Here is a 26,971-nt window from a genome sequence, read left to right as displayed (position 1 = left end):
CCCGATGGTCAGTGCAGCAGCATCAGCGGCAGCAGCGTGATGATCGGGAAGGCGACCAAGATAATCACCCGGATGATGTCCGATGCCACAAAGAACATCACCGCCTTGTAGGTGTCGACCATGCGGGTGGTCCGGTCCATCGCGTTGATAATGAACAGGTTCATGCCCACAGGCGGGGTGATCAGGCCAACCTCGACCACGATCAGAACCAGAATGCCGAACCAGATGGCGACGTATTCCGATTCGATCCGGTTGACGCGGCCTTCGGTGACGCGGATGCCCAGTTCCTTCATCTGCTCCCGGGTCAGTTCCATGCCGTTGGCGATGGCTTCCTGTATCGAGGCCAGCATTTCAGCCCCCATGCCATCCGGCACCCCGTTGCGCAGCACCTCCATCGCTGCATCCGCCTGCATCGCGGGCAGGGACAACAGGCCGAAGTCCATCACCGAGATCACCGGGAAGAAGATCGGAATGGTCAGCAGAATCATCGACAGGCTGTCCATCAGGCACCCAAAGACCAGGTAGAAGGCCAGGATCAGCGCCAGAACCACCCATGGGCTCAGCCCCTGGCTGACGACGAAATCTGCCAGTTCCTGCGGCACCTTGGTCAGCGCGAGGAAGCCGTTATAAAACCCGGCGCCCAGCACGATGAAAAAGATCATCGCGGTCGAACGGGCGGTGACGATAAAGCTATCGACCATGGTTTCGCGGTTCAGACCGCCATTCAGCCAGGCGATGAAACCGGTGCCGAATGCGCCTACGGCTGCACCCTCGGTCGGGGTGAACCAACCGGCGTAGATGCCGCCGACCACCAGGCCAAAGACCAGCAGAACCGGCCAGACCTTGACCAGGTTTTCCATCCGTTCCGCCCAGGGAACCGAGGGGCGGGTGCCCGCGCTTTCGGGGAACATGCGCACATAGATCGAAATCGCGATGACATATCCAACCGCGGCGAGGATGCCGGGAATGAAGGCTGCGAGGAACAGCTTGGCGATATTCTGCTCGGTCAGGATGGCATAGATCACCAGCACCACCGAAGGCGGGATCAGGATGCCCAGGGTGCCGCCTGCCGCCAGTGTTGCCGTCGAAAAGCCACCGGCATATCCGTATTCCTTCAGCTCGGGCAGAGCGACACGGCCCATGGTTGCCGCAGTGGCCAGCGAGGAGCCGCAGATCGCACCAAAGCCGGCGCAAGCCCCGATCGATGCCATGGCGACGCCGCCTTTCCTGTGGCCCAGGAAACTCGCGGCCGCCTTGAACAAGGCGGATGACATGCCGCCCAGCGTCGCGAAATGGCCCATCAGCAGGAACATCGGCACGATGGTCAGAGAATAAGAGGAAAAGGTCGAGTAGGTCTCGCTTTTCAGGCGCCCAAAGGCAACCTGGGTTCCGTCGGTGACCAGGATCAACCCGACCAGGCCCACCAGGAACATCGAAAGCCCGATGGGAACCCGAAGGAAGATCAGGATCATCAGGATGGGGAATGAGGATATTCCGATTTCAAGAGCTGTCACTGCTCACCCTCCACACCGTCCCACAGCTCAATGCGGCCGGTCATAAATTCGGTTGTACGCACGATCGCGACATAGATCGCCACCACAGCAGCCATGCTGGAGGCGAAGAGGCTGGCGGCATAGGCCCACCAGGTAGGAAACTCGAGCAGGAACGACGTCTCGCCATTGTAGTACTTGCCGACCATGCCGGCGCCGAGCCGTTCTGTGATCAGGGCGAGAACCCCCGCGAACAGGATCGCGACCACCATGCGCAGGAACCGGTTCACCTTGACGGGAAAGGCGTTTGCCACCACGTCGACCGAGGCATGGCCCGATGTGATCTGGCACAGTGGGATAAACGCGAAGATGGCGAATGCCACGCCGGCCTCTACCAGTTCGAAGTCCCCGTTGATTGGTCCGATGTAGTTGATCAGCCAGTCTGACAGCGCAGGAGCGAGCCCTTGCATGAGGCTTCCGTGCAGCACGCCGTTCAGCAGGCGGCCGATGATCGAAAGGCAGGTCAGGATGATCAGGAGAACGAGGACCATACCGCCCAATATGGCCATCTTCCTGGCCAACCCCATCATGAGCTTTTGCATGGTGTTTACCCTTTTCTGAGTACGCAAAGGGCCGCGGCACGGGTGCGCTGCGGCCCTTTGACTATGCTACCGCTTACTTCACGTATTGCGGTGTGTATTTTTCGATCAGGTAGGTTGCTTCTTCCAGCAGGGCCTGCCCGTCGATGCCTTTTTCAGTCATGTCGGCCAGCCATTTGTTGTAGATCGGCTGAGCCAGCGCGCGCCACTCGTCGGTCTGTTCCTGGCTGAGGGTGATGACGTTGTTACCGTTGTCCAGTGCAAATTCGCGGGCCGGGCCGTCGGAATCTGCTTGGGTGCCGCCGGCGAAGACGGAGAACTCCAGACCGGAGTTGTCGTCGATGGCCTTCTTCAGATCATCGGGCAGGCTTTCATACTTGTCCTTGTTCATCGCCAGAACGAAGGTCAGGGTATAAAGCGCCTTGCCGGTGAATTCGGTGTGGTTCTCGACCAGTTCCGGAACTTTCAGTGCGGTGGTGACTTCCCACGGGATGGTGGTGCCGTCGATCACGCCTTTGGACAGGCCTTCGGGGATCGCGGGAACCGGCATGCCGACGGGGGTTGCGCCCAGTTCGGTCAGCAGCGCGTTGACCGAGCGGGAACCGCCACGGATCTTCATGCCCTGCAGGTCGGCGGGGGTTTCAACCGGATCCGTGGTGTGGATCATACCGGGGCCGTGCACCCAGGTGCCCAGGATGTGGACGTCCTTGAACTCGGTGTCCTTCATGTGGCGTTCGAACATTTCCCAATAAGCGTGCGAGGTGGCACGCGCGTTGGTCATCATGAAGGGCAGTTCGAAGACTTCGGTCGACGGGAACCGGCCCGGCGTATAGCCGACCACGGTCCAGACGATGTCGGCAACGCCGTCGATGGCCTGGTCCATCAGTTCCGGCGGCTTGCCTCCCAGCTGCATGGAGGGATAGCGGTCGATCTTGATACGGCCATTCGAGGAGGCCTCAACGTTGTCGGCCCAGACATCCAGAACCAGTTTCGGCACATTTGCCTGCGCCGGCAGGAATTGGTGCAGCTTTAGCGTTACCTCCTGCGCGAAGGCGGATGTGGCGCATACTGCGGCAATGGCCGCCGCGCCTGCTGCGCCAAGAATCTTTCTGCGAGTGGTCATGTGATTCCTCCCTTTGACCCTACTTCCAAGCAACATAATGCAGGCAACTAACATTATTGCAATATATTGCCTATTTTCTTTCTGTTTTGGTCCCCTCCACACCCCTGCGGATCACAAAACAAACTTCGCTGACCTCCTGCTATTTGGTGCATTTGTAACCATCAACAGCAGATCATGCATTTTTCACTCATGAATTGGCTGGTCCCAAATCAGCGCTCAGACTCGTTTAGAAAATGTTACAAGATTTCCATATCTGAGCCATACCGGATACATTCCAGCATTTCATTTCTTGAAGATCAATCACTGATTGGCGCAGGAGCCATGAAAAAAGACATTTCGGCGGATCGCTGCCTTGCCGCTGCGGTCGCAACCCTCCCTATCGCTGCGCAGGACTGTGGTACGCTTTGCGCACAGCCCTGTAATTGATAGGGCCAAGGCGCCGGGATCAGGAATGGACCCAGCGCACATATTCTTGACGGTTTCGAACCTTCGGGGCGGCTCTATGGCCCTTTGATCTTATTCAGCGGCGCTGAGGGTCAGTTCGACCTGGCTCAACCCGTCGATTCCGCCAGTCATCGACTGTCCGGCGGTTACCGCTCCCACTCCTGCTGGGGTGCCGGTGAGGATCAGATCGCCCGGCCGCAGGTGGTAATAACCCGACAAGTGGCAGAGGATGTCCTCGACCGACCAGATCATCTCATCCAGGCTGGCATCCTGACGTATTTCACCGTCGACGCTGAGCCAGATCCGCTTGCCCGCTGGGCCGTCCCAGTCAGCGCTGCGGGTCAGGGGGGCGAAAACCGTGCCTTGCTCCAGATCCTTGCCCAGATCCCATGGGCGCCGTTTGTCCTTCGCCTGCCCCTGCAGATCCCGGCGCGTCATGTCCAGCGCGCTGCCATAGCCATAAACCGCTGTGCGGGCCTCTTCCGGCGTGGCGCGGAACAGCGGCGCGCCGATGGCCACGGCCAGCTCCATCTCGTGGTGGAAATCAGAGGTGCCAAGCGGGTAGGGCACGGTAGCGCCGGTCAGAATCGCATTGGCTGCGGATTTGGTGAAGTAAAAGGGCGCTTCGCGGTCGACCTCGTTGCCCATCTCGGCAGCATGTGCGGCGTAGTTGCGCCCGACGCAGAAGATACGCCCGATGGGATAGGTGCGGTCCTCTCCCAGAACCGGGATCGTAGCGGTTTCGGGCAGGGTAAACAGGGTATCGGTCATCTCGGGCGCTCCTGATGGTCACGGGCTGGGCTGCGGAATCGTGATGGATGCCTAGCACAGGAAAACCCGTCCCGCAGCCCCGCACGGACCGATCACGGACAGCGACAGATCAGAGGCGCTCGGGGCCAAGATTTTACAACAATTCCAGGAGAGTGATATGGTGCCCAGAAGAGGACTCGAACCTCCACGTCCATACGGACACTAGCACCTGAAGCTAGCGCGTCTACCAATTCCGCCATCTGGGCACGGGTTGGTGAGGGGCCGTATAAGCAGAGTCGCGCGGGGCGTCAAACTCAAAATGCGCCCAATGTCACAAATTTTTTGTGCGGGGGTGACTGCTGCTGATGTCCCGCGAATTCAGGCGGTTGATGGCGCCTTTCTGGCTGGACCGTTGCAATAGCCGACCGGGTGGGTGATTTTTCCCGTGCAATTTGATCCTGCGCAAAGTCAGCGCGCGCCTGAGCGGCAAAAAGGCGGTATGACACAGATTGACCGCCTTGCCGCCCTTGGCCTGTTCGACAGCCGGGTGCCCCGCTACACCTCCTACCCGACCGCTCCGGTCTTTTCTTCCGCCGTGGGTGCGGCGGAACAGGTCGGGCATCTTGATGCGCTTGATCCGGCGGTTCCGGTTTCGGTGTATCTGCATATCCCGTTCTGCGAGCGGCTGTGCTGGTTCTGCGCTTGCCGGACCCAGGGCACCCGTCGGCCCGAGCCGGTGGAAAGCTATGTCGAAACGCTGGAGGCCGAGCTGAAGCTGCTCGCGCCGCATCTGCCCGCGGGGCTGCAGATGGGGCGGTTGCACTGGGGCGGTGGCACGCCGACCATCCTGCCGCCAGCGCTGATCCACAGGCTGGCCCAGGCGGTCAAGGCGGTCTTCCCGCCGACGCCGGACTGGGAGTTCTCGGTCGAGATCGACCCGACGCTGGTGGACCGGGACAAGATCGCGGCGCTGGCCGAAGAAGGCATGAACCGGGCCAGTATCGGTATTCAGGATTTCAATCCCGAGGTGCAGGCCGCCATCGGCCGGGAACAGCCCTATGAGGTGACGCGCGCCTGTGTCGAGGATCTGCGGGAGGCGGGGATCACCTCGCTCAATGCCGATCTGGTCTACGGCCTGCCACATCAGGACGCCGCGCGACTGAAGGATACGGTTGAAAAGGTGCTGAGCCTTGCACCGGACCGGATCGCGCTGTTCGGCTATGCCCATGTGCCCTGGATGGCCAAACGTCAGGAGCTGATCGACGAATCCGCCCTGCCGGGAGACGCCGAACGCTATGATCTGGCCTGCGCAGCTGCGGATCAGTTCCGCGCCGCTGGTTATGAAACGATTGGTATCGACCATTTTGCCCTGCCCGAGGACGGTTTGGCCAAGGCGGCCAAAAGCGGCCACCTGCGGCGCAATTTCCAAGGCTATACCGATGACCGGTGTCCGACGCTGATCGGGTTGGGTGCCTCTTCGATTTCGCGTTTTGCCGGGGGATACGTGCAGAACGCCGCTGCGACCCCTGCCTATGTGGAGCGGATCGAAAAGGGGAAGCTCGCCGGGGCGCGGGGCCATGAGATGAGCGAAGAGGACCACCTGCGTGGTCGCGCCATCGAGATGATCATGTGTGATTTCCGTCTCGACCGCGCCGCGCTGGAACGGGAATTCGGTGATCTGTCGCGCAGTATCGATCCCGATCTGGTCGCCGTTCAGGCCCGGTTCGGAGAGCTGGTGACACTTGACGGCAAGGCGCTGGAGATCCGCCCCGAAGGGCGCGCCCTGACCCGGCTGATCGCCAGCCATTTCGATGCGCATAAACCCGAAGGCGCCCGCTACAGCCGCGCCTCCTGAGCCGCGTGCTCCGGGATTTTTGTGGCCCCGGCGACAGCAGCCTCGTCAGCGGGGCATCGGGTTGCGCGCCTTGTTGTAGGCCGTCCAGTCGGTGATTTCCGGATAATACATCTGGCGCCAGTGGCTTACGCGCGGGTTCATCACCCGGCGCCACAGCGGCGGCATCATCGCCGCCACGGTCATCACCGGATAGCCATAGGGCAGCTGCGGCGCGTCTGCCTCGGTATAGTTCTGCAGCAGCGGGAAGCGCCGGTCGGGTTTATAGTGGTGATCGGAATGGCGTTGCAGATTGATCAGCAGCCAGTTTGACGCCTTATGCGCCGCGTTCCACGAATGGCAGGGGCGCACCGGTTCGTATTTGCCGTCCCCCAGATGTTTGCGGGTCAGCCCGTAGTGTTCGACGTAGTTGACCAGCTCCAGCTGCCAGATGGCGACGCCCGCTTGCACCAAAAACAGCACCAGCCCGCCAAACCCGCCCAGCAGAACCGCCAGCACCAGCATGGCCGCCTGTAGCGCCCAGTAGCGGAAGAACGGATTGACCGGATCGCTCCAGGGGCGGTCTTTCTTGGCCAGTTTTTCCTTTTCGGCGCGGAAAGCGGATTGCCAGCATTGCCGCAGCACCCGCGGATAAAAACGGTGGAAACCTTCGTTGTAGCGCGCCGTGACAGGATCGCGTGGCGTGCCGACATAGCGGTGATGCACCAGCAGGTGTTCGGAGCGGAAATGCGAGTAGAGTACAATCGCCAGCAGGATATCTGCCAGCCAGCGTTCCGCCCTGCTGCGCTGGTGCATTAGCTCGTGACTGTAGTTTATGCCCACGGTGCCGCTGACCACGCCCATGCCAAAGAAGATGCCGAATTTTTCCAGCCCGTTCAGTGTCTCGTTGCCCGCCACGTAGAAGATCAGGCCAAACAGCGTCAGGAACTGGATCGGCACCCAGGCGATGGTCAGCAGGCTGTACCATCGCAGGTCTTCCTCGGGCGTCATCGGGTCGGCATTGTCGAGGTTGAGGCCGAAAACCCCATCCAGCGCCGCAAAGAGATACCATGTCACCAGCGGCGTCATCAGCACCCACCAGCCGCCCATGATGGCGGAAAACCACAACAGCGGCACCAGCAGGAAGGACAGCCAGAAGGGCAGGGCCGATTGCCAGCGGCTCAGGGTTTCCGGTGCGATCTTGGCGGCGATCATCGTCAGCACTCCCAAAGTATGGCGCGTTGGGAAAACCCTATGCCGGGTCCGGCCCAAACCCAAGAGGTCGAATGGCCTCAGTCGCCGCCGGTCTGCCCGCCACGCCACAGGTCAAAGGCCTTGCGCATCGCCGTCGGCAGGTCCGAGGGGCGGAACGCGTGTCGGGTGATGATCTCCTGTTGCTCGGCGGGTGCAAACCCCTCAGGCAGCTCTGCCACCATCACCCGCAGGATCAGATGGAAATGAGTGAAGGTATGGCGCACCTCGGCGCCGAGGTCCTGCCAATCCGCGTCAAACGGCGGCGCAGGCTGGGGCGACTCGCCCCATTCCGGGCCGGGCCAGCCCAGCATCCCGCCCAAAAGCCCCTTGTCCGGTCGCCGCTCCAGCAGCCAGTCCCCGGCGCTGCTGCGCGCCAGATAGACGATGCCGTGGCGGGTGGGCTTGGCTTTCTTTGGGGTCTTCTTTGGCAATTCAGGCGCGGTGCCTGCGATTCGCGCAGCGCAGGGCTCCCGCCAGGGGCAGATGCCGCAGGCGGGCGATTTCGGGGTGCAGATGGTGGCGCCCAGATCCATCACCGCCTGTGCATAGCAGCCGGGACGGACCTCAGGGGTCAGCTCGGCGGCGCGGTCCTTCAGCAGCGGTTTTGATCCCGGCAGCGGCTCGTGAATATCATGCAGCCGCGCCATCACCCGCTCCACATTGCCATCCAGAACGGTTTCGGGGCGGTCGAATGCGATCGAGGCGATTGCCGCCGCCGTATAGGGGCCGATCCCCGGCAGTTTCAGCAGCGCCTCATAGCTGTCGGGAAAAGTGCCATCCAGCTCCTGCGCCACCACCCGGGCGCATTTCAGCAGGTTGCGGGCGCGGGCGTAGTAGCCAAGGCCCGCCCATTCCGCCATTACGTCGGCATCCTCGGCTGCGGCAAGGTCCTCGACCCGGGGCCAGCGGGCGGTGAAGCGCTGAAAATAGTCGGTCACGGCGGCAACGGTGGTCTGCTGCAGCATCACCTCGCTCAGCCAGACGCGATAGGGATCGGGCCGCACCCCGGCGGCGCGGTCTGCCGGGCCGGTGCGCCAGGGCATGTCCCGCGCTTGCCGGTCATACCAGTCCAGGATGTCGCGGCTGAGCCCGCCTGGATCCGCATTCAGATCACGCATAGTTTACTCCCGGTTCCTGCCTTTTTCTGGCCCCTGCAAACGGACCCTTTACAATAGGGCGGTCAGTCACGCAAAACCACAGTTATGGCATTCAGGCGCAGCAGCACACGCGGGTTCGCACGGACTTCCAAGCTTTTGAACGACCAGATCCGCAAGGCTGGCGAAAGTCGGGGCTTTGCGGTGTCGCGCCTGTTGACCCATTGGGAAGAGATCGTCGGGGCCGATCTGGCGGCAATGGCCCGGCCGGTCAAGGTCGGCTATGGCCGCAGTTCTTTCGGAGCAACGCTGACGGTGCTGACCACCGGGGCCAATGCGCCGATGCTGGAGATGCAGAAGGAACGGCTGCGCGAAAAGGTGAACGCGGTCTATGGCTACAATGCGATTTCCAAGGTGCTGATCACCCAGACCGCGCCGATCGGGTTTTCCGACGGTCAGGTGTCGTTCAAATACGCACCCAAGGAGAACACCCCACTGCAGCCTGATCCACAGGCCGTATCCGAGGCCGCCGCGGCGGCCGAAGGGGTGGGAAACGAAGAGTTGCGCGCCGCGCTGGAACGGCTGGGGCGCAACGTTCTGACAAAACAGAAAACAATTCGAAAGGGGTATGAATGACCCGTCTTATGTCTGGTGTCTTTGCCGTGGTGGCTGTCGCTGCCGGCGCCTATGCCATCTCTGGGCTGAGTGGCCAAAACCGGCTGCCCGAAAACCCGCTGATCGGGGCCGCCTATGCCCAGGACGCGGAGGTCGATACCTCGACCATCACCGAAATGGTGCAGGGCGCCGAGGACGCGCCGGTGACCCTGATCGAATACGCTTCTTACACCTGCCCGCATTGCGCCAACTTCCACACAGGTCCCTACAAGAAGCTGAAAGAGGAATATATCGACACCGGCAAGGTGAAGTTCATCTACCGCGAGGTCTACTTTGACCGCTATGGTCTTTGGGCTTCGATGATCGCGCGCTGCGCTGGTCCCGAGAAATTCTTTGGCATGACCGATCTGATCTTCAAGGAGCAGTCCGACTGGGCCCGTGCCGGTGGCGCCACCGAGATCGTCGACGCGCTGCGCAAGATCGGCCGCCTCGCCGGGCTTGAAAACGATCAGCTGGAAGCCTGCCTGCAGGATGGCACCAAGGCGCAGACTCTGGTGACCTGGTATCAGGAAAACGCCGAAGAGCATGACGTGACCGCGACGCCGTCCTTCGTGCTGAACGGCAAGAAGATCGAGAACCAGTCCTATGAGTCCTTCAAGGCGCTGATCGACGCCGAACTGGAAGGCTGATCCCCCTTCCGGATCCACGCGAACAGAAAGCCCGGTCCAATGTGGCCGGGTTTTTCATCGGTCATATCAGAAGATCACGTTGATCCGCTTTGAGCCCATATTGACTTGCGCTGCAAGGTTCACGAAGGTCCTCTCAAACAACTTTAAATCTCCTTTCGAGCATTACAGCATGTCGATTCCCGGTATCCCATTCCTGATCGGTATATTCGGTTTCTGCTATCTTATTTTGGCGCTGCAGGTGAATAGCAGCTTCCCACCCTTCTATGAAAAGGGGGACATTGAGAAGGAGATGAAGCTTGATCTGCCTCACATGATGGCTGTCTTTGTACTCTTAGTCGCTTCGGCTCTCCTCCCCTATCTATTTGTTTTGTTCGGCCTAGTATCTGGGTGGTTTGGGGTCCGGATTAGGCAACGTGTCCAAAAAAGAACTCGGGGCCCACTGCCATGGCTGCTCAACCCTCTAACGATCGGCGTGATAAACCGTTGGCCGATGCTTTTGTTCGATGCTTGGACCATTGGGCTCGCCGCTCTGATGGTTATCGTGATGACCTTTTGACAGCCGTCATCTTCTTGGTCTGTTTCGCAACAGCCGTGGAGCGCCGATGCCGTCATTGGCGCAACCGCAGCGAATGCTCCCTTCTGTCCGCACAGAATACCAACACGATCTTCTGACATAGCCTATTCTTTTCGTGGCTAGGGCGGTGGCGGTGCCGCCCGCTTCAGAAGATCAATCAGCGGGTCTGCCGCCGTAATCTCAAGGCGCACCGGCAGGGTGATCACCTTGTGGCGGAAGCTGGCGGGCAGGCGCACGGCGTCCTTTTCGGTGGTGACCAGCTGCGCGTTCAGCGCCTTTGCATCGGATTCGAGCCGGGTCAGAAGCGCCGTTGGCAGGCTCTGGTGATCGTCCAGCGCCTCGGCTCGGGCCAGATCGGCGCCAAGAGTGCGCAGGGTATCAAAGAACTTCTGCGGATAGCCAATGCCGGCAAAGGCCAGAACCCGGGTGCCCTGCCAGGGCATGCCGGTTTGCAAAGGCGCCAGATGGGCCGAGACATGTGGCAGCCCCTCCATCGTCGCACCCCAGAGGCGGGCGAACTTCTCCTGCGCCGCAGGGGCGCCGATGGACAAGACGGCATCGGCGCGCGCCAGACCTTCGGCCACCGGTTCGCGCAGCGGCCCGGCGGGCAGGCAGCGGCCATTGCCGAACCCCCGCGCCGCATCCACCACCACCAGCGACAGATCCTTGGCCAGGCTTGGGTTCTGAAACCCGTCGTCCAGCAGAATCACCGTCGCCCCGGCAGCTGCAGCGGCGCGTGCTCCGGCGGCGCGGTCGCGGGCCACCCAGACATTGGCAAAGGCGGCCAGCAACAGCGGCTCATCCCCGGTTTGCGAGGCTTTGTGGCGGGCGGGAATGACCTCTTCGGGGCCAATCAGCGTGCCGCCGTAACCACGGCTGACCACATGCGGGTCGTGCCCCATGGCGCGCAGGGTCTCGATTAGCCAGATCACCGTCGGCGTCTTGCCGGTGCCCCCGGCATTGAGGTTGCCGACGCAGATCACCGGCACGTCGACCTTCGCTGGCGTGCCCTTGGCCAGCCGCGAGCGGGTCACCGCGCCATATAGACGGCCCAGCGGCGCCAGCAGGATGGCGCGCAGATCAAAGGCGCCGGGCGCCTTGTTCCAGAACTCAGGAGGCCGCATTACGCTCCTCCCTCAGGTCGAGCAGATCCTGCACCCGGTCGATCAGCTGATCAGTCATCGCTGCGCCCTCTGTGACGGCTTCCCAACCTGCCAATGCCATTTCCGCCGCCATATCGGGGGCCGACAGGTGCAGTACCATTTCGGCCAACTCCTGGGGTGTGTAGACGCATTCGGCAGCGCCGCAATTCGCCAGCTGGGCATAAATCTCCTGATGCCGCACGGTGCCGGGACCGTGCAGAATGGCCGAGCCGAGCGCGGCGGCGTCCAGCGGCGAATGACCCTCGCGGCCCCGGTGCAGGCTGCCCGCCATCAGGCAGACAGGCGCCAGCCGATACCAGAGGCCAAGGTCGTCCTTGTCCGCCAGCAGAACCTGCGTGTAATCGTCCGGTTCATCCCCGGCGTCCCAATCGGCATATTGCAGCCCGCTGTCCTTCAGGGCGGCGCGACATTCATCGAGGCCATCATAGCTGTCCGGTGACAGCACAAGGATCAGCCGGTGCAACAGCCGCAGAGCGATCCTGTGTGCCTCCAGCACCATCGGCAATTCGTCCGGGCGCACTTGCGCCGCCAGCCAGACGGGACGGCTGCCAAGCACCCCTTGCAACTCTGTCAGTTCCTCGTCGTTGCAGCCGGGCGGCGAGGTCGAGATCCGCAAACGTCCGGCCATCTGCAGCTTGTCCGGCGAAATGCCGGTGCGCTGCAACTGGCTCTGGACCTCGGCATCGGGAGTCAGGATCGCAGCGAAGCCATCCAGCATGCGGCGGCGCTGATCGGGCAGCCAACGGCTGGTGCGGCTCGGCAGTTCCTTCTCCGTCAGATCAACCAGCAGCGCGTCGATGCGTTGTTCGCGCATGTGCCGCAGCAGGACGCGGCGCAGCCGTCCGCCGGACCAGATGCAGAAATCCGGGCGCCAGAGGTTCAGAAAGGCGCGCACATCCGTCGGGCTGTCAGGGGGCAGGTGGCCAGCGGCGATATCACAGCCTTCGGCCTCGGGCGGTGGCGCCATGTCCGGCTCCCAGGTGGCGAGAACCGACAGATCCGGCCGCGCCGTCTTAAGCCGGTTTCCGACATCGCAGAGGGCCATGTAGCGTTCGGTGCTGGTCGCATGAACCCACAGAACTTCCCCCTCCGGACGCGGAGGCAGGTCAGTGCTGGGAACCGTCCTTGATACGGGGCGGGAGCTGCGGCTGGGCATATGGGGCGTCCAAAAATTCATCTGCGTGTCGCGGGCAACCGGTGTGGTCGGACCGTAACGTCCGGGTCAGCTTGCAATGCCGGGGCCGTCGGGGTCCAGCGCTGCGATCAGCTCCTTATGCAGGGCCGGAGGTCCGGCCACCACCCCATTGAGCAATGGCACAGGATTGTTGAACCTCAGGTCCTGGCCCAGACGGTCGGTCGCCTGCCCGCCAGCCTCGCGCAGGATCAGATCGCCGGCGGCGATGTCCCATTCCCAACTGCGGCGCAGGGTCAGCATGGCACCGGCGCGCCCGTCTGCGACCTTGGCCATGCGATAGGCCAGTGACGGGCGATAGCTGCGGGTGAAACCGGGGGCATTGCGGGTGCGCCAATGTTCGGCGGCGAGGTTGGGCCGCGCGGTCAGCACCTCGGCCAGCGCCAGATCGGTCAGCGAGGAGGCGCGGATCGGGGTGCCATTCCGGGCAGCTCCCTGTCCCTGCGCCGCGGTGTACATCAGACCGCGCTGCGGCAGGTAGATCACCGCAGCGGTGACCCGGCCCGCGGTGGCAATGGCAAGAGAATGCGCCCAGGTGCGCGAGCCTTCGGCAAAGGCGCGGGTGCCGTCTATGGGGTCGATGATGAAGACGCTGTCGCGGCTTAACCGGTCGGCGCTGTCCTCGGTTTCTTCGGATAGCCAGCCATAGTCAGGCCGCGCCTCAGGCAGCATCTCTTCCAGCAGCGCATTCACCGCCAGATCTGCCTCGGTCACCGGCCCCTGACCGCCGGGCTTGTCCCAGCGCCGCGCCGTTGGCCCGCTATAGCGGCTGGCTATCTCGCCCGCAGCCTCGGCGGCGGCGACCAGCAGTTCGAGGTCCGTAAGGCCCTTTGCCTGTTCTTCTGTCTGGGCGTCGTCAATTGCCGGCAAGCGTCATCCCCTCGACCAGCAGCGATGGTACGACGCGGGACAGGTAGCTCCGCGCGTCATTGGCAGGCACGATCCGCATCAGCATGTCGCGCAGATTGCCCGCGATGGTGCATTCGTTCACCGGATAGGCGATTGCACCGTTCTCGACCCAGAACCCTGAGGCGCCGCGCGAGTAATCGCCGGTGTTGGGATTGATGGTCGAGCCGATCAGCGAGGTGACCAGCAGCCCGGTCCCCATGCCCGCGATCAGATCGGCGCGACTTTGATCGCCCTCAGTCAGCGCCACGTTCCAGTTGGATGGCGACGGCACTGAGCCGATGCCACGGGCGGCGTTTGCGGTGCTTTCCATCCCCAGCTTGCGGGCCGAGGCCAGATCCAGCGTCCAGCCGGTCAGGGTGCCGTCCTCGACGATGGCGCGGCGGCGGGTGGCCAGACCTTCACCATCAAAGGGACGCGAGCCCGCGATGCGGGGGCGGTGGGGATCCTCGATCACCGACAGATGCGTGGGCAGCACCTGCTGTCCCAGACTGTCCTGCAGCCAGGAGGAGCCGCGTGCGATGGCAGCGCCATTCACCGCCGACAGAAGATGACCGATCAGCGATGCGGAAATCCGTTCGTCGAATAGTACCGGATAGGTGCCGGTCTTGGGCCTGCGTGCGTTTATCCGCGCCACGGTGCGTTCCCCGGCGCTGCGACCGATCTCTTCGGCGCTGCGCAGGTCGCTTTGATAGGTGCGGGAATCGCCGTCGTAATCACGCTCCATCCCGGTGCCGGTGCCCGCGATGCCGGTGCAGGAAATCGACCGGCCGGTGCGGGTGTAGCCGCCGGAAAACCCGTTCGAGGTCGCCAGATAGACCGAGCTGCGGCCATAGCCCGCGCCTGCGGATTGCACCTGGCTGATCCCGTCGATGGCCTGACAGGCGGCTTCGGCGGCCAGCGCATCCTCTTGCAGGGCGGCCGGGGCCGGATCGGCGGCGGGGTCGTTCAGATCCAGCGCCGCAAGGTCCCAGTCCTGCGCCAACTGATCCGGTGCGGCAAGGCCGGTATAGGGGTCCTCGGGTGCCTCTCGGGCCATGGCCACGGCGCGTTCGGCCATGGCGGCAATGGTTTCGGGGCGGCTGTCGGAGGAGGAGACCAGCGCCTGACGCTGACCCAGGAAGACGCGCAATCCCAGATCGGTGCCTTCGGAGCGTTCGGCATGCTCCAACCGGCCCTCGCGCACCTCGATGCTGAGGGAACTGCCTGCAGCGGCCATAGCATCGGCAGCATCCGCGCCTGCCTTGCGGGCGGCATCGATCAGGGCATGGCAAAGCGTCTCGGGGGTCTGGGTCATGGGCGTCTCGGGCCATCCTGTTGCTGCGGGTCGCCATAGAGCTAGCCAGAGGAACCCCCTGCTGCAAGGGCGCAGGGACAATTGCCGCAAGAAAAAGGGACCGCGCAAAGGCGGTCCCGTAAAGCGTTTTTGCTGTGGGTCAGCTTATTTGATGCGCTGGCCGTTGGCGAGGATCTTGCCGTCTTCGGAAATCTCGATCTTCGAGTTCAGCGTGTCTTCGCCTTCGCCGGGAACAGCCAGCATGCCCATCATCATCCGGGCGCCCATGGCGTCATCATCGCTCATCAGGCCCATTTCGATCAGCTTGTCCATAAGGGTGTTGGCACCGGTCAGCGACAGGTTCGCTTCGCCCGAGGGGGCCGGCATGCCGTCAAAGCTGGTTAGATCATCGTTGTTGAAGGCGAAATCACCGGTACCGGTCAGCTTGGCACCCGCTGCCGAGACCAGCAGCTCCTGGATGGTGACCGCGTTCAACTCACCCGGTGCGACCTCTCCATCCTCGACCTTTTCCATGGCTTCGGCATCAAAGACGTCGAACAACACTTTGCCCTTGCCGGTGAGGCTCAGCACGACGCTGGCCGGATCATGCGGCAGGGCGCCGGCTGGATCGACCATGCCCCAGAGCATTTCCGGAACCGCGAAGTCGCGCAGCGCCACGCCAAGCGCGAAGTCCTGTTCTTCCTCGGACTTGGCAAGGGGAATGGTGATGTTGAAACCAGCCTCGGCCATGCTGAGCGCCAGCGGGAAGGGAATGTCCGATCCGGTGACGTTGAAGGCCATGTCCTTTTGCGTGACGTCATAGGTCAGTTTGCTTGCGTCCATCGCAACGCCAAAGTTGCCGCCGCCCGAGGTGCTGTCAAAGGTTAGGCTGTCGCTGCCATCCTGAAAGGCAAAGGCAGAGGTGCCGCTGGTGTAGGAGAAATCGGTATCAAGACCAAAACCGGCGGCCAGCAGCGCAGAGAAATCACCGCTCTTGTCCAGATCGGCCGGAACCGTGCTGGTGCCATGCGCCTGAAGCTGCTGCATCGCGCCGTTGAAGGAGGCGAAATCCTCGCTGTCCGGATCCTTGAAACCAAGATCATAGCTCAGCGCTGAAGCGGTCCAGGTCTGATCGTAGCTGCGCACCCCGGCCAGCGACATGGTGGTTTTTGTCACCATGTCGGACAGGGAGACGGTGCCCCGGATCGCATCCTGGGGGATGTCCTCGCCAGTGGCTTCCAGCCCGTCCAGCGTCATCGTCATCTCGCTGGTGGCATAGTCATAGGTCATGTTCTCGGAATCACCCGAAACCGTCACCGGCGTGCCGTCGTGGGTGATGATCAGATTTACCGTCAGCTTGTCATCATCTTCGCTGGCGCGCACGGTCAGCGGAAATTCCTTGGGCACCAGAATGCTGACGGTTCCGTCGCTATTCTCGGTGAATTTGATCTCGGGCATGCTGAGCCCGGCGGTCACGTCTTCTTCGTCGGGGATCGGCATCATCATCGACAGATCGGACACCGTCAGCGTGTCGCCCGACATGCTTTCGGTGGCGGTCACCTCGTAACCGGTACCGGTCATGTAGGATTTCCAGTCGGACCAGACGTCCTTGGCGCTGAGATCGGCCAGCGCCCCCTGGGCGGAAACAGTCAGAAGAAGAGCGGCGCCACAGCTGCGCGCGAGAAAAATGGACATGGGTGAAACCTTTCGTAGCAAGCGTTGGATACCATGGTCCGTCGCGGCGCCACCGGCGTCAAGGGGCCTGGGGCTGGACCGTTCCCCCTAGGGAGTTTACCACAGAGGGGAACCACTGTCGCGATACAGGTATTGGAGAGAAATCATATGGATATGCAGGGCAAGACGGTCGTCATCACAGGGGCCAGCCGCGGTATCGGAGCCGATGCAGCAAGGGTTTTCGCTGCCGCGGGGGCCAACCTGGCGCTGCTGGCGCGCAGCACCGATGCGTTGGGCGAACTGGTCGGGGAACTCGGCGGAAATGCGCTCGCCTTTGCCTGTGATGTGGCGGAACCAAGCGCGGTTGCGGCGGCGCTGGAAAAAGCACACGAGCATTTCGGAAGCCTTGATGTGCTGATCAACAACGCCGGGGTGATCGAACCGATCGCGCGTCTGGAAGAGGCCGATCCAGCGGCCTGGGGCAAGCTGATCGATATCAACATCAAAGGTGTATTCAACGGCATCCGCGCGGCACTGCCGTTGATGAAACCCGCCGGGGGCGGCACCATCATCACGGTGAGTTCCGGCGCTGCGCATAACCCGCTGGAGGCCTGGAGCGCCTATTGCACCTCAAAAGCCGGGGCTGCGATGCTGACTCGCGCCCTGCACCTGGAGGAAGGCGGCAACGGCATCCGCGCCATGGGCCTGTCGCCGGGCACCGTCGCGACCCAGATGCAGCGCGAGATCAAGGCCAGCGGCATCAACCCGGTGAGTGAGCTCGACTGGGAAGACCACATTCCCGCCGAATGGCCCGCCAAGGCGCTGTTGTGGATGTGCGGCAGCGATGCCGATGATTTCCTCGGCCAGGAGATTTCCCTGCGCGAAGACGCGATCCGCCGCCGGGTGGGCCTGATATGATCAACCTAGAGATTTCGAATGAGGGTCTCTGGGTGGTGACGATCAACCGCCCGGACAAGGCGAACTCGCTGACGGGTGAGATGTTGACGGAACTAGCCGAGATCGCTGAACGCGCGGGCGAGGCGCGAGGCTTTATCCTGACCGGCACCGGCAAGGTGTTCAGCGCCGGCGCCGATCTGGAGGCGGCGCGCGCGGGGCTTGCGACCTCGCCCCTGTGGGAGCGGCTGTCGGGCGCCATCGCGGCGCTGCCCTGCCTGACCATCGCGGCGCTGAACGGCACGCTGGCCGGGGGCGCCAACGGCATGGTGCTGGCCTGCGATATCCGCCTGGCAGTGCCTTTGGCGAAGTTCTTCTATCCGGTGATGAAGCTTGGCTACCTGCCGCAACCTTCGGACCCGACGCGCATGGTAGCGCTGATCGGTCCTGCCCGCACCAAGATGATTCTGGCCGCTGGTCAGAAGATCGAGGCGGAAGAGGCCTGTGCCTGGGGGCTGGTGGACAGGATCGTGGAGCCCGATGCCTTGATGGAGAGCGCCCGCGCCCTGCTGAGCGATGCGCTGGCGGCCAAGCCGGAGACTGCACGCGGTATTCTGGAGATGTGCCGCTAAGAGGGGCAGGGGCGGCTCCCGCCCGCCCTTGGAGCATGCCATGCCCCGCGTCCCGTTGGGCGTAGCGCCGCGCTGTCGCGCGGCGTTTTTCCTGCTGAGAGGCCCTGTTGAGGGCAGAAACTGCCTCAACAGGGCCATATCGGGTGTAGAGGCACCGTCACCGCCTCAAGGCGCATTGCCCCTGCTGCGCAGGGTGGCCTGCGGCCAGCCTTGACCCGCTGTCGGTGCCAGAGCAGAGCCGGGGGCGCATCAACGCTTGCGTCGCTTACCCGGTACGCGGGAGGAAAAGCCAGGTGGGCGTTTGCGGACCCAGGCGATGAAGCGGGCGAGGCGCGGATGGCTGCGCAGCGCGTCGATGGTGGCATAGTCGCGGGCCAGCTCGGCCTCGGTCAGGGCTGCGTGGATTTCGCGGTGGCAGATATGGTGTAGCAGCACGGTGGGGCCGCCCTTGCCACCTTTGAGTTTCGGGATCAGGTGGTGCAGGCTTTGCGGAACGTCCGCGGGGATGGGGCGGTTGCAGAGGGGACATATGGGTGTCGGGTTCGGCTCTGGCATCCTGACCTCTCGTCTTTGCGGCTGGACTGCATTAGATGCGGCGCAGATGGATGCGGGCAAGGGGCGGAAGGCGGAGTTTCATGGCGGGGCAATCGGAACAGTGGGATGCGGTGGTCATCGGCGGTGGGCCTGCGGGGTTGATGGCGGCTGAGGAACTGGCGCGCGCAGGCTATCGCGTGCTGGTGGCCGAGGCCAAACCGTCGCTTGCGCGCAAGCTGTTGATGGCGGGGAAATCCGGCCTGAACCTGACCAAGGATGAAACCTTTGACGACCTGATCGAACACTATGGTGCCGCGCGGGACTGGCTTGCACCCATGGTGAGGGCATTTGATGCAGGCGCCGTGCAGGACTGGGCACGGGGCCTGGGGCGCGATCTGTTCACCGGCTCCACTGGGCGAGTGTTTCCCAGGGAAATGAAAGCCTCGCCGTTGCTGCGCGCCTGGCTGGCGCGGCTGGAGGAGTTGGGCGTTGCCCGCCGCACCCGCTGGCGCTGGACTGGCTGGGAGGGGAACTGCCTGAGTTTTGAGACGCCCGAAGGGATGGTGCGGCTGCGCGCGGGGGCAACGGTTCTGGCGCTGGGCGGTGCAAGCTGGGCGCGGCTCGGCTCGGACGGGGCCTGGGCGGAGTTGCTGGCGGCGCGGGGTGTGGCGTTGGCGCCCTTCAAGCCTGCCAATGCCGGGCTAGTGGTGGTTTGGTCGGACCACATGGCGGCGCATTTCGGGGTTCCGCTGAAAGGGATTGCGCTGCGCGCAGGGGCGCTGTCGTCGCGCGGGGAGGCGGTGATCTCTGCTCGCGGTTTGGAAGGGGGCGGAATCTACGCCATTTGCGCGGCGGTGCGGGAGGGCGCGGATTTGACGCTGGACCTGCTGCCGGATCTGACCGTGGAGGAGGTGACGCGCAGACTGACGCGCCCGCGTGGCAAGGCGAGCCTTGCCAATCATCTGCGCAAGGCACTGAAACTGACGCCTGCGCAGATCGCGCTGATGCAGGAATTTGCCCGACCGCTGCCGCAGGATTCCGCAGAGCTTGCGGCGCGGATCAAGTCTCTGCCGGTGCGTCACCAAGGTCTGCGCCCGATGGATGAGGCGATCTCGACGGCTGGCGGAGTGTGCCGTGAGGCGCTGGATGCGGGGCTGATGCTAAAAGAAATCCCCGGCACCTTTTGCGCCGGGGAGATGTTGGATTGGGAGGCGCCCACGGGGGGCTACCTTCTGACGGCCTGTCTTGCCACCGGGCGCTGGGCCGGACGTGGCGCGGTCGATTACTTGGCCAGCGCTGCGGTGCGCTGAAAGGCGTCGCGGCTGCGCACGGTCTTGGAATAGTCGAGCAGGGCACGGCTTTCGACCGGGAACTTGGCGCCATAGGCCCAGTTCAGGCAATGTACGCAGATGATATCGGCGATGGTGAACGCGTCCCCCATCAGGTAGGGGCCGGTCAGGCGCGCTTCGAGCCGGGCGATGTTGCGCTCGAACTCCCAGCGCAGGCTGTCCTTGATTTCGGGCACGCGCTGCTCTTCGGGCAGGGCAAAGCTGTGGCGGGCGGCGGTCCAGAGCACGGCGTCGATTTCATCCAGGATCTGATGGGTGACGGCATCCTGTTTGGCGCGGGCCATGGTCCCTGCGGGCGCGGTGAGCGCGCCGTGCTTGTCCGCCAGATAGGTGATGATGGCGGTGGAATCGGTGATCACCTCGCCATCTTCGACCAGCGCTGGCACCTTGCCCGAGGGGTTCACGGCGACGATATCCGGGCTGTGCGGGGCGGCGGTATTCAGATCATAAGGCTGGCCAAGTTCTTCGAGCGTCCAGATCACGCGGAAGGCGCGGGTCATCGGTTTGCCGATCACGGTGTACATAGGTTTCTCTCCCTCAGGTTTTGCTGCGCATCAGATGCGCGCAGCTGTCTTTGCGTCAAGGCTGAAGCCTGCCTGCACCCGTCGATGGCCGCAGAACGTTGCGGCCTTTTGGGCCCTTACTGGCGGGCGCGGCTGAGCATCGCCAAGCGGATCAGTGCCCGCTCCATCAGCGCCAGCGCCGGGGCGGTCTGCCCGGCTGATCGCAGCTGCAGGTCGGTATCGGTCAGAATGGTCAGCGCGGTCTGCAGCTTGGCGGCGCCCCAGCCCTGTGCCTGCCGCAGCACCCGGTCGCGGCGCTTGCCATAAAGCGGTGGGCGCAGGCGGCCGATGCCCTGCGCCGGACCACCGGGATCGGCGGCCACGGTGTAAAGCGTGCGGAAATGGCGGGTCGCCCCGATGCAGAGCGTCACCGCATTGGTGCCCTGCGCCTGAAGACGCCGCAGCAGCGGGCCGATCTCGGCGCTGCGCCCATCGGCCACCACGTTCAGCACATCGTCAAGTGCGGCTTCGGTGGATTGCGGCGCGACGGCGTCGATATCCTCAAGGCTCAGGGGGCTGCTGTCCTGGTATTTGTAGAGCGCCAGTTTTTCGATCATGCGGGAGAAATCGCCGGGGCCGATGTCATTGGCGATATCGGTCAACGCCGACATGCTGTCGCCAGGCACATCTCGGATCTGCGCTTCGGAGAGGATCCGCTCGATCTCGGCTCGCGAGGGCGGATCGTCATAGATGCCGGTGGCATAGGCATTGCGATGCGATTCGAAACCCTTGCGCAGTTTCGATGTGGCTTTCAGCTGCCCGGCGGTGACGACGATCTGGGCATCGCCTGGTTGCCAGTCCTCCAGCGCCGCGAGAATCGCAGGGGCGGCGCTGTCGTTGGCCTCTTCGACAAAGACCGCGCGTGGGCCGGGAAAAAAGCCGACCGCCTTGACCGCGTCCAGAAGCTGTGCCGGATCCTTGCGCAATTCGGAGCCCGGCATCCGGGTCAGGCGCATTTCTTCCTCAGCGGCGGCGCCCAGCAGGGCCGCCAGCATCTGCTGGCGCTTCAGCGCCACCCGCATGGCATCGGCGCCATAGATCAACAGACCCGTCTTGTCCGGATCGGGCTTTTTGAAATAGCCCTCGGCGTCGCGCGGGGAGAGCTTCATTCCGCAGTCGGCGCCGCAGCGGCCAGATCCGCAGTGGTCAGCACCCGGGCGGTGATCTGGTCAGCCAGAATCTGCATCAGCCGCGCATTGGCATCGCGTTCCCCGGCCAGGGTTTCCACCGTCGATCCGGTGGCGGAATAGCCGGTAAAGGCATCTTCGCTGCCGCTGGCCACGATCACGCCGTCGGACAGGCGGAACAGGCTGTAGCTGGCAACGCCGACGATGGAATAGCGGGTGGTTTCATTGCCCGCGGTGATCGCCTGACCTTCGCTGCGGGTGCGCAGGGACAGGTCCAGCCGGTAATCGCTGCCAGAGGCGCGGCCAAGCCGTTCCTCCAGATTGCGGACCAGCAGGTAGGCGTTCACTTCGTTGTCGGTCTTGATCTCCTCGGGGGACTGAATGGCGATCTTGCCATAAAGCGCCGCGCCGGTGCCCCCCGGCGCATAGACCGGGGTGAAACCACAGGCGGCCAGCCCCAGCAACAGGACCAGCGGCAGCGCGAGGATATGCCTTGGATCAGGCAACGACATTGACGATACGACCCGGCACGACGATCACCTTCTTCGGGGCGCCGCCATTCAGCGCCTTTTGCACAGCTTCGTGCGCCAGCGCGAGTTTTTCAACCTCGGCCTTGTCCAGATCCTTGGCGACGGTGATTTCGCCGCGGCGTTTGCCGTTGATCTGGATTGGCAGGGTGACGCTGTCTTCGACCAGCATCGATTCGTCGGCGGTGGGCCAGGCTGCCGTGGCCACCAGACCTTCGCCGCCCTGCGCTTCCCAGACGGCCTCGGCCAGGTGCGGCGTCATCGGCGACATCAACTGCGCCAGCGCCATGATCGCCTGTTTCTGCGCCGCCGCGCCCGCCTTGGATTTGGCCAGCGTGTTGGTAAAGGCGTAAAGCTTGGCAATCGCCGCGTTGAAGCCGAAGGATTCGACACCCAGCGTTACGTCGCGGATCGCCTTGTGCATCTCGCGCAAAAGGTCCTCGTCGCCGCTGCCGGATGCATTCGGGTCCATCTCGGCGATCTTTACCGACAGGTTCCAGACCCGGTTCAGGTGCTTGTAAGCAGCCTCGGCCCCGGCGGCGGTCCATTCCACGTCGCGCTCCGGCGGGCTGTCGGACAGCACGAACCAGCGTGCGGTATCGGCGCCAAAGGCCGAGATGATGTGCAGCGGGTCGACCACGTTGTTCTTGGATTTCGACATTTTGGCCGAGGGAATCACCTCAACCTCGGCGCCGGTCTCCTTGAGGAAGGCCTTGCCGTCGCGCAGCTCGACTTCTTCGGGGTAGTGATAGACCGGGCGGCCATTGTCGCCTTTGGTCTGGTAGATCGCATGGGTGACCATGCCCTGGGTAAAGAGCGCGTCGAACGGTTCTTTCGACTTCTCCGGCAGGTGGCCGCAGATGTGCATCGCGCGGGCGAAGAAGCGCGAATACAGCAGGTGCAGAATCGCGTGTTCGATGCCGCCGATATACTGGTCGACGTTCATCCAGTAATCGGCCTCTTCCATCACCGTGGGCGTTTCGGCGCGCGGCGCGGTGAAGCGGGCGAAATACCAGGACGAATCGACGAAGGTATCCATTGTGTCGGTTTCGCGCTGGGCAGGCTTACCGCATTTCGGGCAGGCACAGTCGCGCCAGCTGGGGTGGCGGTCCAGCGGGTTGCCGGGCACCGAGAAATCGATGGCCTTGCCGTCTTCGTCATAGGGCAGGGCGATAGGCAGGTTTTCTTTCTTCTCCGGCACCACGCCGCAGGCGTCGCAATGGACCACGGGAATCGGGCAACCCCAATAGCGCTGGCGGCTGAGACCCCAGTCGCGCAGGCGGAATTTGGTGACGCCTTCGCCCCAGCCTTCGGATTCGGCCTTGTCGATGGTGGCGTTGATCGCCTCTTCACCGGTGGCCACGTCCAGTCCTGCGAAGTGGTTGATCCATTTCACCTTTTCTGTCTTCGGAGGTACAAATGCCTCGTTTGCGACCGGCTTGGGATCGTCCAGCGCCAGGAAGGTGTCGGTGACCGGCAGGTCGTATTTGCGGCAGAAATCGAGGTCGCGCTGATCATGCGCCGGGCAAGCAAAGATCGCGCCGGTGCCGTAATCCATCAGGATGAAGTTGGCGATCCAGACCGGCAGTTCCCATTCCGGGTTCAGCGGATGTTTGACGCGGATGCCGGTGTCGCGGCCCAGTTTCGGCGCGGTCTCAATCGCCTCGGCGGTGGTGCCGCCCTTGCGGCATTCGGCCAGGAATTCAGCGAGTTCGGGGCTTTCGGCCTCAAGCTGTTTGGCAATTGGGTGGTCCGGGGAAATCCCCACGAAGGAGGCACCCATCAGCGTGTCGGGGCGGGTGGTATAAACCTCGATCGGCTCACCACCGTCGGCGCGTTCAAAGAAGAACTGCAGGCCGCGCGATTTGCCGATCCAGTTTTCCTGCATCAGGCGCACCTTGGCGGGCCAGTTGTCCAGACCATCAAGGGCGTCCAGCAGTTCCTCGGAATAGTCGGAGATCTTGAAGAACCACTGGGTCAGCTCGCGCCGTTCCACCAGCGCACCAGAGCGCCAGCCGCGGCCGTTTTCAACCTGTTCATTGGCCAGAACGGTCATGTCGACCGGATCCCAGTTCACCACGGCGTTCTTGCGGTAAACGAGATCCTTTTCCAGGAAATCCAAGAACAGCGCCTGCTGCTGGCCGTAATATTCCTCGTCACAGGTGGCGAACATCCGCGACCAGTCCAGCGACAGGCCCAGCGGCTGCATTTGTTCGACCATGGTGTCGATATTGGCGTAGGTCCAATCCTTGGGGTGCCCACCCGAGGCCATGGCGGCGTTTTCTGCAGGCATGCCAAAGGCATCGAACCCCATCGGGTGCAGTACGTTGTGGCCGGTTGCAATTTTGTAGCGCGCGATCACGTCGCCCATGGTGTAGTTGCGCACATGCCCCATGTGCAGCTTCCCCGACGGATAGGGGAACATCTCCAGCACGTAATACTTCGGCTTGTCTGCCGTCCGTTTGGCCTGGAAGATTCCGGCCTTTTCCCAGGCCTCCTGCCATTTTGCTTCGATCTCAGAGGCAGAGTAACGCGACATGGATGCGGTCCTTTAGAATGAAAACGCCGGGCGATGGGGCCCGGCGCTGGTGATACTGATGTTTTCTGCGGCTTTCCAGAGGGCAGAGGGGTCAGAACTTTTTGTCTGCGATGCGCAGCTGGCGCGCACGGGACAGAATCGCATCTTCGACGGCGCGGGTTGTCGAGGCGCTGACCGGCCCCCCCTTGGAATGAAGCGAGACATTGAGCGAACGCGCGTCCAGCGCCGGGTCCTTGATATGGACAGTGGCGCGATAGGAGCGTCCGCCGCCGGGCGGGGTGCCGTAGCCGGTGATGATGACGCCGGTGAAGGGATCAACGCTTTGCACCGGCAGGAAGCTCAGCACATCAATGCTGGCGTTCCACAGGTAGCGGTTGACCTGAACCTTCTGATCGGGCTTGCCGCCAAAGACATCCCAGATCGAGGATTTATCGCTCTTTGCGGCGTCTACGTCGTTGTTGAATTCCTGCGCAACGCTGGTGTTGGCCGGACGATCTTTGCCGCGCCCGCCGCAGGCGGCAACGCTCAGGCACAATGCGCCGATCAAGGTCGCCTGAAATATCTTATGCAGTTTCATAGCCGCTCCCGGAGCCTTTGACTTGAGGCAGTCCTATCGCATGGGCAGCAAGCTGAGCAAGGGCTTTAGCATCCGGGTGCACTGCACCGAATCGGATCCTGGGCAGCCTGATGAGGTCCTTGCAGGAGATTATGCGTCGGCTGTGCCGGGCGGCAGAGGTTATGGCATCAGCGGAAGACAGAGAGATGGCGTTGCAGCGCTTGGCCACAGTCTGGCTGCGGTCTGCCGGTGATTAAAGTATATTGTCCCTATGGCTTAGCCGCACGGGAGCGGCGAAATCGGGGCGGCATTTACTACTGTGGCAAAGCTGCACCAGCACAGGCCACAATGATCGGCGGCCAATGGGCGGCTCTTGCCAAACCGGGGCCGAAAGAGCGAAACCCCTTGTCATACCCACGCCGGATTCCCCGGTTTGGGCATGTGAATTGAAAACCGAGGGAAAAACTATGAAAAAGGTTCTCTTCGCGACCACCGCGCTGATCGCAACCGCGGGCATGGCTGCTGCTGAAGTCAGCATGTCCGGTTACGGCCGTTTCGGTCTGGACTACAACTCCGCAAACGAGCGCGTTGTTGGCCGTTCCAAAACCAACATCACCAGCCGTCTGCGCCTGCAGTTCGACATGTCTGCTGAAACCGACGCTGGCGTTGCATTCAACGCTCGCTACCGCGCACAGGCTGAAAGCCGTGACGGCGTTGCCGGCACCGGCGCATTCAACGGCGCACGTTTTGGCGTGTCGTACAACGGCGTGACCGTGAACGTTGGCAACATCATCGGTGCGGTTGAAAACGCACCCGGCCTGTACACCACCGGCACCCGTTCGGCTGGTACCGGCATCGACGGCATGGGCTTCCACTCCCTGGCCATCAAAACCAACGGCGGCACCTCCTTTAACTGGGATGCATACTCCTCCGCTGGCGCTGGCTCCAACGGCATCGAAGTTCTGTACTCCGCAGGCGGCTTCACCGGTCACGTGTCCTACTCGCAGCGTAACGGCGGCACCGTTGCCGGTTCCGCAGGCGGCGAAGACCGCACCGGCGTGATGGCGACTTACTCCTTCGGCGACTACTATGTCACCGCAGCGATGCAGTCCTCCTCCGTTCCGCTGAACGACATCACCTTTGCTGCTGCTGGCGGTAACTTCGGTGCATTCGGCGCGAAACTGGCCTACGGTTCCACCGACCAGGTCGACAGCTTCACCCTGGAAGGCAACATGGACATCGGCGCAGCGTCGAACGTTCTGGTTTGGGTGAACTCCGCTGACGCACCGGGCTCCGTGTCCACCGTTAAAGGTGACGGCGGCGTTGACGGCACCTCCTTCGGCATCAACTACCAGTACGACCTGGGTGGCGGCGCCACCGTGGTTGCCGGTTACGTTGACGAAGCCGACGACGACAACCAGTTCCAAGCTGGTGTGTACTTCAGCTTCTAAGCTGAACCACGCTTAGCGTGAAATTGGGGGCGGGCCTGCTTGCAGGCTCGCCCTTTTCTTTTGCCTCTTAACATTTGTCGGCAAACAGTGTTTCTCTGCGCCGAGACCGAACCGCACTTTCATCG

General features: G+C 62.8%; 25 protein-coding genes and 1 tRNA gene. 8 read left to right on the top strand and 18 right to left on the bottom strand.

The window, feature by feature from the left end; all coding sequences use genetic code 11:
• Positions 1-8 precede the first annotated feature (8 nt).
• The 5 genes from SM766_RS09495 to SM766_RS09475 all read right to left on the bottom strand — a co-directional run bounded on the left by SM766_RS09495 (position 9) and on the right by SM766_RS09475 (position 4,672).
• The gene (locus SM766_RS09495) at positions 9-1,514 is read right to left on the bottom strand and encodes a TRAP transporter large permease (RefSeq protein WP_274835229.1); all 1,506 of its coding nucleotides are present in this window, start codon (positions 1,512-1,514) and stop codon (positions 9-11) included.
• The gene (locus SM766_RS09490) at positions 1,511-2,092 is read right to left on the bottom strand and encodes a TRAP transporter small permease (protein WP_065271886.1); all 582 of its coding nucleotides are present in this window, start codon (positions 2,090-2,092) and stop codon (positions 1,511-1,513) included. Before SM766_RS09490 ends, SM766_RS09495 begins: the two co-directional genes overlap by 4 nt.
• A gap of 73 nt (positions 2,093-2,165) precedes the next feature.
• Complete coding sequence (locus tag SM766_RS09485; RefSeq protein ID WP_065271885.1) at positions 2,166-3,212, bottom strand: TRAP transporter substrate-binding protein; 1,047 nt, start codon at positions 3,210-3,212, stop codon at positions 2,166-2,168.
• A 516-nt stretch (positions 3,213-3,728) separates the two neighbouring features.
• Positions 3,729-4,427, bottom strand: coding sequence for a fumarylacetoacetate hydrolase family protein (locus SM766_RS09480; protein ID WP_274838101.1), 699 nt, complete (start codon positions 4,425-4,427; stop codon positions 3,729-3,731).
• A gap of 158 nt (positions 4,428-4,585) precedes the next feature.
• Positions 4,586-4,672 (bottom strand) — tRNA-Leu (locus tag SM766_RS09475).
• A gap of 233 nt (positions 4,673-4,905) precedes the next feature.
• Between SM766_RS09475 and hemN the strand changes: the two genes are divergently transcribed.
• Positions 4,906-6,261, top strand: a complete 1,356-nt coding sequence (gene hemN, locus SM766_RS09470; RefSeq protein ID WP_368947620.1) for an oxygen-independent coproporphyrinogen III oxidase — start codon at positions 4,906-4,908, stop codon at positions 6,259-6,261.
• Between the two features lie 45 nt (positions 6,262-6,306).
• On the opposite strand, the gene SM766_RS09465 is transcribed toward hemN, so the two are convergent.
• A complete protein-coding gene (locus SM766_RS09465; RefSeq protein WP_368947619.1) occupies positions 6,307-7,452 on the bottom strand; it encodes an alkane 1-monooxygenase in 1,146 nt (381 codons plus the stop codon).
• Positions 7,453-7,529: 77 nt separating this feature from the next.
• Positions 7,530-8,609: an A/G-specific adenine glycosylase gene (mutY, locus tag SM766_RS09460; protein ID WP_065271882.1), complete on the bottom strand. Its 1,080-nt coding sequence runs from the start codon at positions 8,607-8,609 to the stop codon at positions 7,530-7,532.
• Between the two features lie 84 nt (positions 8,610-8,693).
• Here mutY and SM766_RS09455 point away from each other — a divergent pair, with 84 nt between their 5' ends.
• The 3 genes from SM766_RS09455 to SM766_RS09445 all read left to right on the top strand — a co-directional run bounded on the left by SM766_RS09455 (position 8,694) and on the right by SM766_RS09445 (position 10,445).
• On the top strand, positions 8,694-9,221 hold the full coding sequence (locus tag SM766_RS09455) for a DUF721 domain-containing protein (RefSeq protein ID WP_274829902.1): 528 nt from the start codon (positions 8,694-8,696) through the stop codon (positions 9,219-9,221).
• Positions 9,218-9,889, top strand: coding sequence for a DsbA family protein (locus tag SM766_RS09450; RefSeq protein WP_368947618.1), 672 nt, complete (start codon positions 9,218-9,220; stop codon positions 9,887-9,889). Before SM766_RS09455 ends, SM766_RS09450 begins: the two co-directional genes overlap by 4 nt.
• Positions 9,890-9,968: 79 nt before the next feature.
• On the top strand, positions 9,969-10,445 hold the full coding sequence (locus SM766_RS09445) for a hypothetical protein (RefSeq protein WP_368947617.1): 477 nt from the start codon (positions 9,969-9,971) through the stop codon (positions 10,443-10,445).
• Between the two features lie 137 nt (positions 10,446-10,582).
• Here SM766_RS09445 and lpxK read toward each other — a convergent pair whose 3' ends face one another.
• The 5 genes from lpxK to SM766_RS09420 all read right to left on the bottom strand — a co-directional run bounded on the left by lpxK (position 10,583) and on the right by SM766_RS09420 (position 16,695).
• The gene (gene lpxK / locus SM766_RS09440) at positions 10,583-11,587 is read right to left on the bottom strand and encodes a tetraacyldisaccharide 4'-kinase (protein ID WP_368947616.1); all 1,005 of its coding nucleotides are present in this window, start codon (positions 11,585-11,587) and stop codon (positions 10,583-10,585) included.
• Positions 11,574-12,782: a 3-deoxy-D-manno-octulosonic acid transferase gene (locus tag SM766_RS09435; RefSeq protein WP_368947615.1), complete on the bottom strand. Its 1,209-nt coding sequence runs from the start codon at positions 12,780-12,782 to the stop codon at positions 11,574-11,576. Before SM766_RS09435 ends, lpxK begins: the two co-directional genes overlap by 14 nt.
• 66 nt (positions 12,783-12,848) lie before the next feature.
• Complete coding sequence (locus tag SM766_RS09430; protein ID WP_368947614.1) at positions 12,849-13,688, bottom strand: inositol monophosphatase family protein; 840 nt, start codon at positions 13,686-13,688, stop codon at positions 12,849-12,851.
• Complete coding sequence (locus tag SM766_RS09425) at positions 13,675-15,021, bottom strand: TldD/PmbA family protein (RefSeq protein ID WP_368947613.1); 1,347 nt, start codon at positions 15,019-15,021, stop codon at positions 13,675-13,677. Before SM766_RS09425 ends, SM766_RS09430 begins: the two co-directional genes overlap by 14 nt.
• A 144-nt stretch (positions 15,022-15,165) precedes the next feature.
• Entirely contained in the window at positions 15,166-16,695 is a 1,530-nt protein-coding gene (locus SM766_RS09420; RefSeq protein WP_274829895.1) for a DUF2125 domain-containing protein, read from the bottom strand.
• 147 nt (positions 16,696-16,842) lie between these two features.
• On the opposite strand from SM766_RS09420, the gene SM766_RS09415 reads away from it, so the two are divergent.
• Entirely contained in the window at positions 16,843-17,592 is a 750-nt protein-coding gene (locus tag SM766_RS09415) for an SDR family oxidoreductase (RefSeq protein WP_065271874.1), read from the top strand.
• On the top strand, positions 17,589-18,200 hold the full coding sequence (locus SM766_RS09410; RefSeq protein WP_368947612.1) for an enoyl-CoA hydratase/isomerase family protein: 612 nt from the start codon (positions 17,589-17,591) through the stop codon (positions 18,198-18,200). Before SM766_RS09415 ends, SM766_RS09410 begins: the two co-directional genes overlap by 4 nt.
• A 249-nt stretch (positions 18,201-18,449) precedes the next feature.
• Here the strand turns inward: SM766_RS09410 and SM766_RS09405 are convergent, their stop codons facing one another.
• A complete protein-coding gene (locus SM766_RS09405; protein WP_274835240.1) occupies positions 18,450-18,755 on the bottom strand; it encodes an HNH endonuclease family protein in 306 nt (101 codons plus the stop codon).
• Between the two features lie 80 nt (positions 18,756-18,835).
• Here SM766_RS09405 and SM766_RS09400 point away from each other — a divergent pair, with 80 nt between their 5' ends.
• The gene (locus SM766_RS09400; RefSeq protein ID WP_368947611.1) at positions 18,836-20,044 is read left to right on the top strand and encodes a TIGR03862 family flavoprotein; all 1,209 of its coding nucleotides are present in this window, start codon (positions 18,836-18,838) and stop codon (positions 20,042-20,044) included.
• Here the strand turns inward: SM766_RS09400 and SM766_RS09395 are convergent.
• The 5 genes from SM766_RS09395 to SM766_RS09375 all read right to left on the bottom strand — a co-directional run bounded on the left by SM766_RS09395 (position 20,017) and on the right by SM766_RS09375 (position 25,416).
• On the bottom strand, positions 20,017-20,607 hold the full coding sequence (locus SM766_RS09395; RefSeq protein ID WP_065271870.1) for a glutathione S-transferase family protein: 591 nt from the start codon (positions 20,605-20,607) through the stop codon (positions 20,017-20,019). The genes SM766_RS09400 and SM766_RS09395 overlap by 28 nt on opposite strands.
• Before the next feature lie 116 nt (positions 20,608-20,723).
• Complete coding sequence (gene holA / locus SM766_RS09390) at positions 20,724-21,755, bottom strand: DNA polymerase III subunit delta (protein ID WP_368947610.1); 1,032 nt, start codon at positions 21,753-21,755, stop codon at positions 20,724-20,726.
• A complete protein-coding gene (gene lptE / locus SM766_RS09385; protein ID WP_368947609.1) occupies positions 21,752-22,285 on the bottom strand; it encodes an LPS assembly lipoprotein LptE in 534 nt (177 codons plus the stop codon). The genes holA and lptE overlap by 4 nt, the downstream gene beginning before the upstream one ends.
• Positions 22,272-24,839, bottom strand: a complete 2,568-nt coding sequence (gene leuS, locus SM766_RS09380; RefSeq protein WP_368947608.1) for a leucine--tRNA ligase — start codon at positions 24,837-24,839, stop codon at positions 22,272-22,274. The genes lptE and leuS overlap by 14 nt, the downstream gene beginning before the upstream one ends.
• A 91-nt stretch (positions 24,840-24,930) precedes the next feature.
• On the bottom strand, positions 24,931-25,416 hold the full coding sequence (locus SM766_RS09375) for a DUF3576 domain-containing protein (RefSeq protein ID WP_274833094.1): 486 nt from the start codon (positions 25,414-25,416) through the stop codon (positions 24,931-24,933).
• A 446-nt stretch (positions 25,417-25,862) separates the two neighbouring features.
• Between SM766_RS09375 and SM766_RS09370 the strand changes: the two genes are divergently transcribed.
• Positions 25,863-26,846 (top strand): porin, encoded by a 984-nt coding sequence (locus SM766_RS09370; protein ID WP_368947607.1) that lies wholly within the window; start codon positions 25,863-25,865, stop codon positions 26,844-26,846.
• Positions 26,847-26,971 lie beyond the last annotated feature (125 nt).

It is taken from the genome of Pseudophaeobacter sp. A-200-2 (genome assembly GCF_041008815.1).
GTDB classification, from domain to species: Bacteria; Pseudomonadota; Alphaproteobacteria; order Rhodobacterales; family Rhodobacteraceae; genus Phycobacter; species Phycobacter gallaeciensis_A.
This window is presented reverse-complemented; position numbering and strand designations above follow the sequence as displayed.